The organism is Stappia indica, from assembly GCF_020177335.1.
GTDB classification, from domain to species: Bacteria; Pseudomonadota; Alphaproteobacteria; order Rhizobiales; family Stappiaceae; genus Stappia; species Stappia indica_B.
In genome coordinates this window covers 308,080-321,317 of record NZ_JAIVMG010000001.1, presented here as the reverse complement: position 1 = coordinate 321,317, position 13,238 = coordinate 308,080, and the positions used below count along the sequence as shown (strand labels likewise).

The 13,238-nt window shown below is 63.9% G+C and carries 12 protein-coding genes; 8 read left to right on the top strand and 4 right to left on the bottom strand.

Going from position 1 to position 13,238, the window contains the following annotated elements:
- Positions 1–15: 15 nt before the first annotated feature.
- From LC062_RS01400 to LC062_RS01365, 8 genes are all read left to right on the top strand, one after another.
- Positions 16–1,599, top strand: coding sequence for an ABC transporter ATP-binding protein (locus tag LC062_RS01400; protein WP_224909771.1), 1,584 nt, complete (start codon positions 16–18; stop codon positions 1,597–1,599).
- Positions 1,589–2,671 (top strand): ABC transporter permease, encoded by a 1,083-nt coding sequence (locus tag LC062_RS01395; RefSeq protein ID WP_224909237.1) that lies wholly within the window; start codon positions 1,589–1,591, stop codon positions 2,669–2,671. Before LC062_RS01400 ends, LC062_RS01395 begins: the two co-directional genes overlap by 11 nt.
- A gap of 1 nt (position 2,672) precedes the next feature.
- A complete protein-coding gene (locus LC062_RS01390; RefSeq protein WP_224909236.1) occupies positions 2,673–3,593 on the top strand; it encodes an ABC transporter permease in 921 nt (306 codons plus the stop codon).
- Between the two features lie 97 nt (positions 3,594–3,690).
- Positions 3,691–4,758, top strand: a complete 1,068-nt coding sequence (locus tag LC062_RS01385) for a BMP family ABC transporter substrate-binding protein (protein ID WP_224909235.1) — start codon at positions 3,691–3,693, stop codon at positions 4,756–4,758.
- 383 nt (positions 4,759–5,141) lie between these two features.
- The gene (locus tag LC062_RS01380) at positions 5,142–6,479 is read left to right on the top strand and encodes a M20/M25/M40 family metallo-hydrolase (RefSeq protein ID WP_224909234.1); all 1,338 of its coding nucleotides are present in this window, start codon (positions 5,142–5,144) and stop codon (positions 6,477–6,479) included.
- 205 nt (positions 6,480–6,684) lie between these two features.
- Entirely contained in the window at positions 6,685–7,899 is a 1,215-nt protein-coding gene (locus LC062_RS01375; protein WP_224909233.1) for a GGDEF domain-containing protein, read from the top strand.
- A 56-nt stretch (positions 7,900–7,955) separates the two neighbouring features.
- Complete coding sequence (locus LC062_RS01370) at positions 7,956–8,372, top strand: VOC family protein (protein WP_224909232.1); 417 nt, start codon at positions 7,956–7,958, stop codon at positions 8,370–8,372.
- Positions 8,373–8,428: 56 nt separating this feature from the next.
- Positions 8,429–9,043, top strand: a complete 615-nt coding sequence (locus tag LC062_RS01365; protein WP_224909231.1) for a hypothetical protein — start codon at positions 8,429–8,431, stop codon at positions 9,041–9,043.
- Between the two features lie 251 nt (positions 9,044–9,294).
- Here LC062_RS01365 and LC062_RS01360 read toward each other — a convergent pair whose 3' ends face one another.
- From LC062_RS01360 to metG, 4 genes are read right to left on the bottom strand one after another with little or no spacing between them, the layout of a single operon-like run.
- Positions 9,295–9,906, bottom strand: a complete 612-nt coding sequence (locus LC062_RS01360) for a regulatory protein RecX (RefSeq protein WP_224909230.1) — start codon at positions 9,904–9,906, stop codon at positions 9,295–9,297.
- A complete protein-coding gene (locus LC062_RS01355) occupies positions 9,906–10,751 on the bottom strand; it encodes an MBL fold metallo-hydrolase (protein WP_224909229.1) in 846 nt (281 codons plus the stop codon). Before LC062_RS01355 ends, LC062_RS01360 begins: the two co-directional genes overlap by 1 nt.
- Positions 10,748–11,536, bottom strand: coding sequence for a TatD family hydrolase (locus LC062_RS01350; protein ID WP_224909228.1), 789 nt, complete (start codon positions 11,534–11,536; stop codon positions 10,748–10,750). The genes LC062_RS01355 and LC062_RS01350 overlap by 4 nt, the downstream gene beginning before the upstream one ends.
- Positions 11,536–13,104 (bottom strand): methionine--tRNA ligase, encoded by a 1,569-nt coding sequence (gene metG, locus LC062_RS01345; protein WP_224909227.1) that lies wholly within the window; start codon positions 13,102–13,104, stop codon positions 11,536–11,538. The genes LC062_RS01350 and metG overlap by 1 nt, the downstream gene beginning before the upstream one ends.
- Between the last annotated feature and the right edge of the window lie 134 nt (positions 13,105–13,238).

The window sequence follows — 13,238 nt, the reverse complement described above, 5'->3', positions numbered from 1 at the left end:
GTGGGGGACGCTATGATGCAAGACCATGAGACGAATCCGCCGCCCGGCGCAGAAACACGCCGCAGTGGCGAGGTTCTTCTGGAGGCGCGCGGCATCACAAAGCAGTTCGGCGACGTGCGCGCCAATGACGACGTGTCGTTGGTCCTGCGCGCCGGAGAAATCCATGCCTTGCTCGGCGAAAACGGCGCCGGCAAGTCGACCCTGGTCAAGATTCTGTATGGCGCGCTGGAACCCAATGCGGGCACGCTCCACTGGCGCGGTGCGCCGGTGCGCATCTCCAGCCCGGCGGAGGCACGCGCCCTCGGCATCGGCATGGTGTTCCAGCATTTCTCGCTATTCGAGGCGCTGACCGTCGCGGAAAACATCGCCCTTGCCCTGCCGGGCGGCACGCCCTTGCGCGACCTTGCCAAGCGGATCCGCAGTGTCTCGCAGGACTATGGCCTGGCCCTCGACCCGGACGCCATCGTTGCCGATCTGCCGGTTGGCATCCGCCAGCGCATCGAGATCGTGCGCTGCCTGCTGCAGGAACCGAAGCTGATCATCATGGATGAGCCGACCTCGGTGCTGACGCCGCAGGAGGCCGACCAGCTGTTCCTGACCCTGGAACGGCTGACGGCGGAAGGTTGCGCCATCCTCTATATTTCCCACCGTCTGGAAGAGGTGAAGCGGATCTGCCATCACGCGACCATCATGCGGCACGGCAAGGTGGTGATGGAATGCGATCCCGCCCAGGAAACCGCCGGCTCGCTCGCCCGTCTGATGGTCGGCTCCGCCGTTCACGATCTGAAACGCGGTGCGCAGGTCGCCGAGAGCGCCCCCCGTCTTGAGCTTCGGGGTCTGTCCGCCCCGCCGGACGGGCCGTTTTCCGTGGCCCTGCAGGACATCGACCTGTCGGTGAAGGGCGGCGAGGTCGTGGCCATCGCCGGCATCGCCGGCAACGGGCAGGGGGAGCTGTTCGATCTTCTCTCCGGCGAGCGGCGCGCGCAAGACAGCGGTGCCATTGTCATCGACGGCACCGCCAGCGGTCATCTCGGCATCACCCACCGGCGGCGGCAGGGCTGCGGATTCGTGCCCGAGGAACGGCTCGGCCATGGGGCGGTGCCCGGCCTCAGATTGTCGGAGAACATCGTTCTGACCCGGCACGGCACCGGCGATGGGCTGGTGCGCGGCGGCATGCTCGACATGGGGCTGGCGCGACGGATGGAACAGCGGATCAAATCCAATTTCGATGTGCGCATGTCGCACGACGATCCTGAGGCGCGGGCGCTTTCGGGCGGCAACTTGCAGAAATTCGTCATTGGCCGTGAGCTGGACCGGACCCCCGGCGTGCTGGTGGTCAATCAGCCGACCTGGGGCGTCGATGCCGGCGCCGCCGCGCTGATCCGCCAGGAACTGATCGATTTGTCGCGGCAAGGATCGGCCGTCCTGGTCATCAGTCAGGACCTCGATGAAATCTTCGAGGTCGCCGACCGGATTGCCGTGATTTCCCGCGGGCACCTGTCGCCGGCGGAACCCGCCGTGCAGCTGACGCGAGAGCGGATCGGCCTGCTGATGGGCGGGCTGGAAGAGGGGCAGGGGAAGGCACATCATGCGGCTTGAGCTGGAAAAGCGCGCCGAGCATTCACGGACCATGGCGGTGCTCTCGCCGCTGCTCGCCCTCCTTCTGACGCTGGTCAGCGGCGCGATCATGTTCGCCCTGCTCGGTCAGGACCCTGTGCGCGCCCTCTACACCTTCTTCATCGAGCCTCTGACCGCCTCCTGGTCGCTGCAGGAGCTGGTGGTCAAGGCGGCGCCGCTGATCCTGATCGCCGTCGGTTTGGCGGTCTGCTACCTGTCGAACACCTGGAACATCGGTGCGGAAGGGCAGTTCACCTTCGGTGCCATCGCCGGCTCGCTGCTGCCGATCATGGTGCCCGGGTTTGAGACGCCGCTTACCCTGCCGTTGATGCTGCTCATGGGTATCGCCGGCGGCATGCTCTGGGGCGCCATTCCCGCCTTTCTGAAGATCCGCTTTGGCGCGAACGAAATTCTGACCAGCCTGATGCTGGTCTATGTGGCCCAGCTCTTCCTCGACTGGCTGGTGCGCGGCCCCTGGCGCGATCCGGAAGGCTTCAATTTCCCCGAAAGCCGCCTGTTCTCCGACGCCGCGATCCTGCAGCCGCTCGCCGATGGGCGGATGCATGTGGGCGCGCTGTTCGCGCTGCTTGCCGTCATCGCCATGAGCGTGATCCTGATGAAGACCCTCAAGGGCTTCGAGGTGCGCGTGCTCGGGCAGGCGCCGCGTGCCGGACAGTTCGCCGGCTTTTCCCGCAACAAGATGGTGCTGTTTGCCTTTTTGCTGTCGGGTGGGCTGGCCGGGCTTGCCGGCATCAGCGAGGTGTCCGGCTCGATCAACCAGCTCACACCGGTGATTTCACCGGGCTACGGTTTCACCGCGATCATCGTCGCCTTCCTCGGCCGGCTCAACCCGATCGGCATCTTCATTGCCGGCTTCCTGCTGGCCCTGTCCTATCTGGGCGGGGAGGCGGCACAGGTCTCGCTCGGCCTGTCCGACAAGACCACCCGCGTGTTCCAGGGAATGCTGCTGTTTTATGTGCTCGCCTGCGACACACTGATCCTCTACCGCATTCGCCTGACCAGAACTTTTGCGCCGTCGGGAAAGGAAGCCTGAGATGGGCGGGTATGAATCCATCCTCCTGACAGTCATCACAGCGGCCACGCCGCTGCTGCTGGCCGCCATCGGCGAACTCGTCGTGGAGCGCTCCGGCGTCCTCAACCTCGGTGTCGAAGGCATGATGATCGTCGGCGCCGTGCTCGGCTTTGCCGGCGCCCAGGCCACCGGTTCGGCCTATATCGGCGCGCTCTGCGCCCTTGGCGCGGGCATGGGGCTGGCACTGCTGTTCGGGTTCCTGACCTTGCACCTGGTGGCCAATCAGGTGGCAACGGGCCTTGCCCTGACCCTGCTCGGCCTCGGCCTGGCCGGCATGATCGGCGAGGCCTTCGTCGGCCAGCCGGGCATCCGGCTTGAGCGGCTGCACATTCCCGGCCTCAGCACGCTGCCGTTCATCGGCCCGGTGCTGTTCGGCCAGGATCTGCTGGTCTACCTCTCCCTGGCGCTTGTCGCCGGCGTGTCCTTCGTGCTGTTCCGCACCCGCGCCGGGCTGATCATCCGCGCCGTTGGCGACAATCACGGCTCCGCCCATGCCCTTGGCGTCTCGGTGATCCGGGTGCGTTACCTCGCGGTGCTGTTCGGCGGCGCCTGCGCCGGTCTTGCCGGCGGCTACCTGTCGCTGGCCTACACGCCGCAATGGGTCGAGGGCATGACCGCCGGGCGGGGTTGGATCGCGCTGGCGCTGGTGGTGTTCTCCACCTGGCGGCCGCTGCGGCTTCTCGCCGGGGCCTATCTGTTCGGTGCCGTCGGCATTCTCCAGTTTCACGCCCAGGCGCACGGGGTTGCGATCCCCTCGCAATTCCTGACCGCCTTGCCGTATCTTGCAACCATTATCGTTCTTGTCATGATTTCCCGGAATCGTGTGCTCACCCGGATCAACACGCCGGCCTGTCTCGGCCAGCCCTTCGTTCCCGACCGGTAGACCCGCACGACACCACAAGATGAAGCGGGACATGCCATCCGCCGCTTCTTTTTGCTTGAAAACAAACGGATGCTCAACGGGGATGTGGAGTTCACATATGCGTAAACTTCTCAGCATGGCCGCCGCGGCGGTTCTGAGCTTCGGCGTTGTCGGCGCCGAAGCCGCCGACAAGCTCAAGGTCGGTTTCATCTATGTCGGCCCGATCGGCGATTACGGCTGGTCCTACCAGCACAACCAGGGCCGGCTGGCCATTGAAGCCGCTTTCGGTGACAAGGTCGAAACGGTCTACATCGAAAGCGTATCCGAGGGCCCGGATGCGGAACGCGCCATCGAGCGTCTTGCCCGTGACGGCGCCGGCCTGATCTACAGCACCTCCTTCGGCTTCATGAACCCGACCCTGAAGGTCGCCAAGAAGTTCCCGGACGTGAAGTTCGAGCATTCCACCGGCTACAAGCGGGCGGCCAATGTTTCGACCTATTCCGCCCGCTTCTACGAGGGCCGCTACGTGATCGGTCAGATCGCCGCGCGCATGTCGAAGACCGGCACCGCCGGCTACATCGGCTCCTTCCCGATCCCGGAAGTGATCCGCGGCATCAATGCCTTCATGCTCGGTGCGCAGTCGGTCGACCCGGACTTCAAGGTCAAGATCGTCTGGGCCAACAGCTGGTACGATCCGGGCAAGGAAGCTGACGCAGCGAAGGCACTGCTCGACCAGGGCGTCGACGTCCTTGCGCAGCACACCGACAGCCCGGCGCCGCTGCAGGTGGCCGAGGAACGGGGCGCGATCGGCTTCGGTCAGGCGTCCGACATGATCAAGTTCGCGCCGAAGGGCCAGTTGACCGCCATTGTCGACGACTGGAGCGTCTACTACGTCAACCGGACCAAGGCCGTGCTGGACGGCACCTGGGAAAGCACCGACACCTGGGGCGGGCTCGATGCCGAGATGGTGCTGATGGCGCCGTTCACCAACATGCCGGAAGATGTCGCGAACGCCGCCAAGGAGACGGTGGAGAAGATCCGTTCCGGCAAGCTGCATCCCTTCACCGGCCCGATCTACAAGCAGGACGGCGAACTCGCCGTGGCCGATGGCATTCTGCTTGACGATCAGGCGATGCTGGGCATGAACTGGTACGTCAAGGGCATCGATGACCAGCTGCCGCAGTAAGCGACGGTATCTGTGATCGAAGTGCGGCATCGGGAAACCATTCCGATGCCGCGAAGCCTGGCGCCTCGGAATGAGCGCCATTGAAAATGGCCACCTCCCGTTCTGCGAGATTGCCAGAGGCCGCGGACAGGACGCACGGCCAACAGCAGGGACGGGGGACATGCAACGTCACCATCAGGACCGGTCACGACAGGACCGGGAAGGGGATATGCTCCGAACTCCCCCCAATCATGACCTTGCTGGATCATTGCTTTCATTCCTGATTTCAGATAGTTGCTCAGATCTCTCCACACGTTTCGCTTTCTCGGCAGGACCGCACTGCCGGGAGGGTGCGCAGCCAGGCCAACAGGCGCGCGGCATCACGCGGATGGGTCCCTGATCCGATGTCTTCCGAAAACCACTCAGACGACCAGACAGCCGATCAATCCGGCAGCACCCCGGACCGACAGCCGAACGCCGCCTCCGCATTGCAGCTCTTGTCCAGGCTCGGCTCGGCCATCGATGCCAGATGGGCGGAACAACGGGCGTTTCTGAAGACCCTGGTCCGGATGCCGAGTGAGATCCCGCCTGGGGACATGGACCCATTTGCCAGCGACATTGCAGATGCGCTGCAGGCTCTGGGCCTTGAGGTCGAGCGCCACCCGGTGCCCGAACCCTTTGTTCGCCAGACCGGCATGCGCAGCGTCACCAATCTGATTGTCCGACGGGTGTTCGCAGATGGCCGCGGCCCGGTGATCGCCCTGTGCAGCCACGCCGACGTGGTTCCGCCGGGGGAGGGATGGCATCACGCGCCCTATGGAGCCACCGAGGAAAACGGACTGCTGTTCGGGCGTGGCACCGCCTTCGGAAAATCGGACATCGCCGCCTATACCTTTGCATTGCTGGCTCTTGAGGAAGAGGCGCGCGCCGAAGGTGCGGCGAAACTCTCCGGCACGGTCGAGCTGCATATCACCTTCGATGAGGAAGCCGGTGGCTATGTCGGCCCAAGCTGGATCCTCGGACAGGAACTGAGCAAGCCGGATTTCGCCATCGCTTCCGGCTTCAGCCGCTTCGTCACCACAGCCCACAGCGGCTGCCTGCATCAGGAAATCATCGTCCGCGGCCGAGCCGCCCATGCCGCCGAGCCGGGCGCCGGTGTCGATGCACTGGAGGCGGCCACCCGCATTCTGCATGCCCTCTACCGCGAGCGCGACCGGCTCTCCTCCTGCCGCAGTGCCCTGGATCCGGATATCGCAGCTTCGCTCACCATCGGCCTGATCCAGGGCGGGGTGAACACCAATGTGGTGCCGGATCGGGTGCTGATCCGTCTGGATCGCCGGCTGTTGCCGGAGGAGGATGGGGAGACCGTCGAACAGGCCCTGTCCACCCTGATCCAGAATGCCGCCGGCGAGGAGGAGGAGGGGCTTGAGGTCGAGTGCCGACGCATCCTTCTGGCCGAGCCGTTGCGTCCGGTCACCGGAGTTGGCACATTGGCCAGCGCCGCGCATCGGCATATTCGCGAGATCTTTCCCGACGCGGACACCCGCACCAGCGGATCGCCGATCTTTTCCGATGCCCGCCACTACGCCGCCGCCGGCATTCCGACGATCCTCTATGGCAGCGGCCCGACCTCACTGACGGCAGCCAACGCCCATGGCGCCGACGAGCATGTGCTGCTTTCCGACCTCAGAGCCGCCACCGTCGTCGTTGCGGCGACCTTGGGCGATCTTCTGCGCACCTGACGCCGTGTGCCTCGCCCGTCCGCGCGCGGCGGAGGCGAGGGGCCCACAAGAAACACCTCCACAACTTTTTTAATATATGGCATTTTACGGATTGGCGAAGATCGACCTTAAGGCCGCCCTTCCATAGTCGCCCCCGTCTTCAAAACCTGCACCATTCGCCCGCTTGTAACAGCGGGCTAACGGCGCTTGCGGTACGTCCTGGATCATGCACCTCGATTTTCAGACCCTTTATGTTGTCATCATCCTGAATTCGCTGAGCCTGATCGTCATCTGGGCAGCGATTGTCTGGGTCAACAAGCCGTTTCTGGCCGCGCGCTACTGGCTGGCATCGCTGGTGATGACGAGTATGGGCGGTGCGTTTCTGGCGCTGGACGATGCGCCGACTGCAACCGGACTCACCGGCTTTGGCATTTGTCTGATCGGTGCCGGCTTTGGTGTGATGTGGCAGGGAGTTCGTGTCTTTTATGGTCAAAGGCCGCGATGGGGCTTGCTCGCGCTGATAGTTCTGGGCAGCGCTCTGGCCCTCGCGCTAGTCCTGGCCAGCCAGCACCGCGCTCAGCAAAATGTGGTATTCGCCGGCGTCCAGATGGTGCCGATATTCCTCGTGGTGATGGCGCTTGTGACCTTGCGCCCCAGGAAGCTCGGCGCCCTGGTCGCCGCCGGCGCCGCTATCATTGCCTTCGCCGGACACGCAGGCGAGGCGGGGAGCAACATCGCCCGGCTCATCGGTTTCATGCAGGACGATAGCTATTATGATTTCGCAGCCTGGTTCCTTGTCGCCGTCGTGATCGGATGCAGCCTCTGGAACCTCGGTTTTCTGCTCATGGCGATCGATCGTCTCAAAGCCGATCTGGCCCATCTCGCAACCCGGGACGACCTGACCGGACTTCCAAACCGTCGCGGCTTCCGCGAGATGGTGCGCCTGTGCGAACAGGTGGGGCGGCGGCGCCGCCAGGGGGCCGCCGTGATGATGATCGACCTCGACAACTTCAAGTCCGTCAACGACCGCTATGGCCATGCCGCCGGCGATGCCTGTCTCGTGCATGTGGCACGGCTGGCGCAAAGTGTCGAACGTCCGGGCGATCTGCTCGCCCGATTGAGCGGCGATGAATTTTGCCTGCTGCTGCCGGACACGGACATCGCCAAGGCCGCCCGGATTGCGGATCGGCTGCGGGAGGCGGTCGCCTCCAGCCCCTTCGCCTGGCACGGCCACCTGATCCCGCTGTCGCTCAGCCTCGGCCTCAGCACCTGGTGGCCCGAGACCGGCGATGACATTCGCGACGCGCTGCATCGCGCCGACCTCGCCCTCTATCAAACCAAGCATGGCGGCCGCAACGGCGTGACCGTTCACCAACCCAAGGCGTCACCATTCCCGCTGACCGGCGCGGAGATCTTGTCCCGGCCGGCGGCGGTCTCATGATGGATCGGCGGACGCAGGAAAACCCATGCGCGCATGTCGATGACTTGGCGCGGGCCATGCCGAATGGGCTGTGGCTGAACCTTTTGGTGAAGGATCTCGATCTGGCGATTGGCTTTCAGACCGAGATCCTGGGCTGCGAAACGCTTTACCGGGACCGGTCTTTCGCCCTCATGCGTCATGCCGGATCGACCTGGATGATCCATGAGGACGCCACCTACGCACCCCATCCCATGGGAGCGCTGACCCGCGAGGCCAGCTCACGCGGGGCCGGGTGCGAGATCCGCGTTCAGGGCTGCGACCCGGATGAGGCGCAAGAACGCGCCCGCGCGCATGGCTTTTCCGTGATCGACGAGGCCAGGGACAAACCGCACGGTCTGCGCGAGGCCTATCTCATGGACGCCGACGGCTATGTCTGGGTTCCGTCCATCCCTCTGTCGCAAGTCTGCACCGATGTTCCCGGTACTCAAGACTGAAACCGCGTTCCGGGAGTATAGGGAAATCCAAAGAACATCGATAAAGGGGCAGGGCAGTGTCATCTTCCTTTCAGCGTGAATGGCTCACGGACCTTCTCGAAAGCGCACCTTCTCTTGTGTTCTTCGCACTATTGAGGTCTGGAAACGATCTGGAATTGGCCGGCTGGATCGGGACCGGGCTTGCGGCCATGGTTTTATTTGGTTTTCTAGCGTGTCGCATCCGCTACAACCCGATCTTACTCGGCATCAACGTTCATCTCTTTATCATTACGCCACTCATCGTGTCAGTGTACCAATTCGGATTTCCTGAGGTGGGAGCGACGCTGACCCGCTATTCGCAAGGCGCAGTCCTTGTCACCATCTTTCTTGTCGGTATCGCGCTGACTCTGGTGTCTCGCGACGGCTTCATTGGAGTTGGCGGGCTTTCACCCTCGGCAACGCAAAGCCATTCAGCAAAATTACTCATCGCGACATTGGCCGCAACAGCCTGGGCACTCACTCACAACGAGAGTGTCATCGTCGGGGTTGCCTTGCCCATCATCGCATTGTTCGGCCTCCGCCGCTTCCTGATTGCGCGCTGGCTAGATCGCAACAATCAGATCACTGGCATTAGCGCAATTGGGACTGGCGCAATGTTGGCAAACGGAACCGAGAGCGACGCTGTCGAGTAAGTCGCTTTCAGCTCGCTCCCAAACACACGGTAGTCAGTCCGGAAACCTCGAAAGGCGAGGCTCGAACCGACCCATTCCCCATATCCCTCCACCACAAATCCAATTCGCATAAGATATATTATGGAATATTTTTAGATCGACCGAAAAACGGCGAATGCTCAGTGGTATCAGGCGGTTGCCCGCCGGCAGTTTGAAATGGTAGCCCGTCAGAGACTTCAGATGGTTGCCAGTCGGTGATGTCGGATGGCCGCTCAGGTCTCATCGCCGAAGTGATCGTCGCCGGCCGCCATCCACCCGCCAAAGCCGGTGCCGACGTCGCTGGCGTCCTCCACGTCTTCCATCAGCGATGCAATGCTCGGCGCCTCGATGACCCGGCGCGACAGGCCTACGGAAAATCCGGCACGGCACAGCGCGGCGATTTCCTTTTGGCGAATGGCGAAATCCGCATCGCTCCGGCGCCACGGTCCGATGCGCTTCTTGCGCGCGGCGATACAGGCCGCCGAGAGATCATCACCGGAGCGCTCGTCGTGCATCAGCCGCTCGATCAGATCCGCATCGACGCCCTTGGCCGCAAGCCCCATGCCGATCCGCCGCGCGGACCGGCCCTTGCGGCGCTCGCTGGCGATCCGCGCCTCGGCATAGGCCTTGTCGTCGATCAACCCGGCGCGAACGCAACGCGCCACCACCGGATCGATCAACGGCATATAATCGGACGGATCGGTTCCAAGCTGCATGGCCAGACGGCGCAGCTTGCGCACCAGCACCTGGCGCAGATTGGCTTCGCTGGAGCCGTAGCGATCCAGATACGCCAGCGCCGAACGCATCAGCCGATCCTCGCTCGGCGGGACCGGTTTGCGCGCCATCAGCCAGCGGTCGCCCGCGCCATCGCCGGGACTTCGAACCGCATCCCGTCATAGCCGGGCTCCACACCTGGCGGCAGTTCACGCTCCAGCGTGCGGTAGTCCAGATCCACATGCATGTTGGTGAGAATGGCCCGCTTCGGTCCCATCCGAGCAATCCACCCCAGCGCATCGTCGAGCGAGAAATGGCTCGGATGCGGGCTGCGCCGCAAGGCATCGATGATCCAGACATCGAGCCCGGAAACCCCGTCCATCGCGGCAGTCGGAATGTCTTTTACATCAGGCAGATAAGCGACGTTCTCAAAGCGAAACCCGAGCGCGGGGATATCGCCGTGTTCCACCTCGAACGGGGTGAAGCGGATCGGACCGCCCGCCCCGTCGATGACCTGTTCGCGCCCGGCGACAATCCGGTGCTCGCTCAGGATCGGCGGATAGCTGGAGCCTTCCGGCGTGCGAAACCCGTAGCCGAAAAGCGCGTTCGCCCTCTCGGAGGTCAACGCATCCATATAGACCGGAATGCGCTTGCGATGGGTGATCGCCAGCGGCCGCACATCATCGACGCCATGCAGATGATCCGCATGGGCATGGGTCAACAGCACCGCATCGAGATCGGTCACCGCCGCATCGAGAAGCTGCTGACGCAGGTCCGGCCCGGCATCGACCAGGACGGTGGTTTCTCCTTCCGGACCGATGCGCCGCACCAGCAGCGCGCAGCGCTTGCGCCGATTGCGCGGCTCGTTCGGGTCGCAGGCGCCCCAGATATTGCCGACACGCGGCACGCCCGCCGACGAGCCGCAGCCCAGAATGGTGAAATGCAGGGTCTCGCCGGAGGAATTGCCTGTCGTCATGCCTGCTCCACCTTCGGCACCTTGGAAAACAGCCGGAAGAAATTCTCGGTGGTCTGACGGGCCATCTCCGCCTCGTCGACACCGCGGGCCTCCGCCAGCACCTTGTTGGTATGCGCCACATAGGCCGGCTCGTTGCGCTTTCCGCGCCAGGGCTGCGGCGCAAGATACGGCGCGTCCGTTTCCACCAGCAAGCGATCCGCCGGAAGTTCCGCGGCGATTGCCCGCAAGTCTTCCGAGCGCTTGAACGTCAGGATCCCGGAGAAGGAGACGTAAAGCCCCAGCTCGATCCCCGTCAGCGCCAGCTCCCGCCCGGAGGAGAAGCAATGCAGCAGGGCCGGGAAGGCCCCCTTCCCCATTTCCTCGCGCAGGATTGCCGCCATGTCCTCGTCCGCATCGCGCGAATGGATCACCAGCGGCAGGCCGGTTTCCCGGGCGGCGGCGATGTGACGGCGCAAGCTGGTCGCCTGCGCTTCGCGCGGCGCCTTGTCGTAGAAATAGTCGAGCCCGGCTTCGCCGATGGCCACCACCTTGTCATCGGCGGCAAGGCGGACGAGATCGGCCGTGGTCACGTCCATCTCCTCGCCGGCGCTGTGCGGATGGGTGCCCACCGAACAATAGACGCAAGGGTAACGGTCGGCGATGGCCTTCACCTGATCGAACTTGGCGACCCGGGTGGAAATCGTCACCATGACGCCAACCCCGGCGGCATTTGCCCGGGCGACGATCTCGTCACGCTCCGCGTCGAAATCGGCGAAGTCGAGATGGCAATGACTGTCGACCAGCATCACGCTTTCCCACCATCCGTTTCCGCTTCCGCCTCCACATAGCGGGGGAAGACGCCCGCCGGCTTGGGCAGCTCGGTCCCACCAGCCAGCCGCCCCGCCGGGCCGAGCCGGTCAAACGTCCGCGCATCCACCGGCACGCTCAGGAGATCCAGCAGACGGCCGGCGCTTTCCGGCATCACCGGCTGGGCGAGGATCGCCACCTGGCGGATGACTTCCGCCGTCACATAAAGCACCGTCCCCATCCGCTCCGGATCGGTCTTTTTCAGCGCCCAGGGCTCCTGTCCGGCGAAATAGCGGTTGGCGTCGGCCACAACCGCCCAGACGGTCGACAGGGCCTGATGGATCGCCTGACGGTCCATCGCCGTGCGGCAGGCCTCCAGCATCGCATCGGCCTGGGCAAGGATCTCCGTATCCGCCTCGCTGAAGGCACCTGGCGTCGGCAGCGCGCCCTGACAGTTCTTGCCGATCATCGACAGCGAGCGCTGCGCCAGATTGCCAAGGTCGTTGGCCAGATCCGCGTTGATCCGGTTGACGATCGCCTCATGGCTGTAGTTGCCATCCTGGCCGAACGGCACCTCGCGCAGGAAGAAATAGCGCACCTGATCAAGGCCATAGTGCGACACCAGCGCGAACGGATCGATCACGTTGCCGACCGACTTCGACATCTTCTCGCCGCGGTTGAACAGGAAGCCATGAGCGAACACCCGCTTCGGCAATTCGATGCCAGCGGACATCAGGAACGCGGGCCAGTAGACCGCATGGAAGCGGACGATGTCCTTGCCGATCACATGCAGGTTGGCCGGCCAGTAGCGCCAGTTCTCGGCGTTCTCATCCGGGAAGCCGAGCGCCGTGATGTAGTTGGTCAGCGCATCGACCCACACATACATCACATGCCGCTCATCGCCCGGCACCCGCACGCCCCAGTCGAAGGTGGTGCGCGACACCGACAGATCCTTGAGCCCGCCCTTGACGAAGCTCATCACCTCGTTGCGCCGCTCATCCGGACCGATGAATTCCGGGCTATTCTCGTAGAGCTCCAGGAGCCGGTCCTGGTAGGCGGACAGGCGGAAGAAATAGCTTTCCTCCTCGACCCACTCGACCGGGCTGCCTTGCGGGCCGTAGCGCACCCCGTCGGCGCGCAGCTCCGTTTCGCTTTCCTGGTAATAGGCCTCGTCCCGCACCGAGTACCAGCCGGAGTAGCTGTCCTTGTAGATGTCGCCATTGGCGTCCATCCGCCGCCAGATCTCCTGACAGGCGGCATGATGGCGCGGTTCGCTGGTGCGAATGAAATCGTTGTTGGAACAGCCCAGAGCCGCGACCATGTCGCGGAAACGCCCGGCGTTGCGCTCCGCCAGTTCCTCAACTGGCATATCCGCCGCCCGTGCGGTCTGAAGCATCTTCTGGCCGTGCTCGTCCGTTCCGGTCAGGAAGAACACATCACGCCCATCGAGCCGGTGAAACCGGGCGATGGTATCGGTCGCGATAGCCTCATAGGCATGGCCGATATGCGGCACGCCATTGGGGTAGGAAATCGCGGTCGTGATGAAGAAGGGCGGGCGGTCGGTCATGGCCAAGGTTCGGATCCGGCGGTTCGCTGTCATTGGGTGGCGCGAACGGTTGTGCTCGTTCGCGCTTCGGAAGGGAAAGGCCGGATGGCAAGCGATCCGGCGGGAAATCATCTGTCATGTCCTGTCGGCAACGG

What these genes read in the sequence shown, in the direction of transcription:
- LC062_RS01400 (WP_224909771.1), top strand. Translation starts at nt 16, where the DNA reads ATGCAAGACCATGAGACGAATCCGCCGCCCGGCGCAGAAACACGCCGC.
- LC062_RS01395 (WP_224909237.1), top strand. Translation starts at nt 1,589, where the DNA reads ATGCGGCTTGAGCTGGAAAAGCGCGCCGAGCATTCACGGACCATGGCG.
- LC062_RS01390 (WP_224909236.1), top strand. Translation starts at nt 2,673, where the DNA reads ATGGGCGGGTATGAATCCATCCTCCTGACAGTCATCACAGCGGCCACG.
- LC062_RS01385 (WP_224909235.1), top strand. Translation starts at nt 3,691, where the DNA reads ATGCGTAAACTTCTCAGCATGGCCGCCGCGGCGGTTCTGAGCTTCGGC.
- LC062_RS01380 (WP_224909234.1), top strand. Translation starts at nt 5,142, where the DNA reads ATGTCTTCCGAAAACCACTCAGACGACCAGACAGCCGATCAATCCGGC.
- LC062_RS01375 (WP_224909233.1), top strand. Translation starts at nt 6,685, where the DNA reads ATGCACCTCGATTTTCAGACCCTTTATGTTGTCATCATCCTGAATTCG.
- LC062_RS01370 (WP_224909232.1), top strand. Translation starts at nt 7,956, where the DNA reads ATGCCGAATGGGCTGTGGCTGAACCTTTTGGTGAAGGATCTCGATCTG.
- LC062_RS01360 (WP_224909230.1), bottom strand. Translation starts at nt 9,906, where the DNA reads ATGGCGCGCAAACCGGTCCCGCCGAGCGAGGATCGGCTGATGCGTTCG.
- LC062_RS01355 (WP_224909229.1), bottom strand. Translation starts at nt 10,751, where the DNA reads ATGACGACAGGCAATTCCTCCGGCGAGACCCTGCATTTCACCATTCTG.
- LC062_RS01350 (WP_224909228.1), bottom strand. Translation starts at nt 11,536, where the DNA reads ATGCTGGTCGACAGTCATTGCCATCTCGACTTCGCCGATTTCGACGCG.
- metG (WP_224909227.1), bottom strand. Translation starts at nt 13,104, where the DNA reads ATGACCGACCGCCCGCCCTTCTTCATCACGACCGCGATTTCCTACCCC.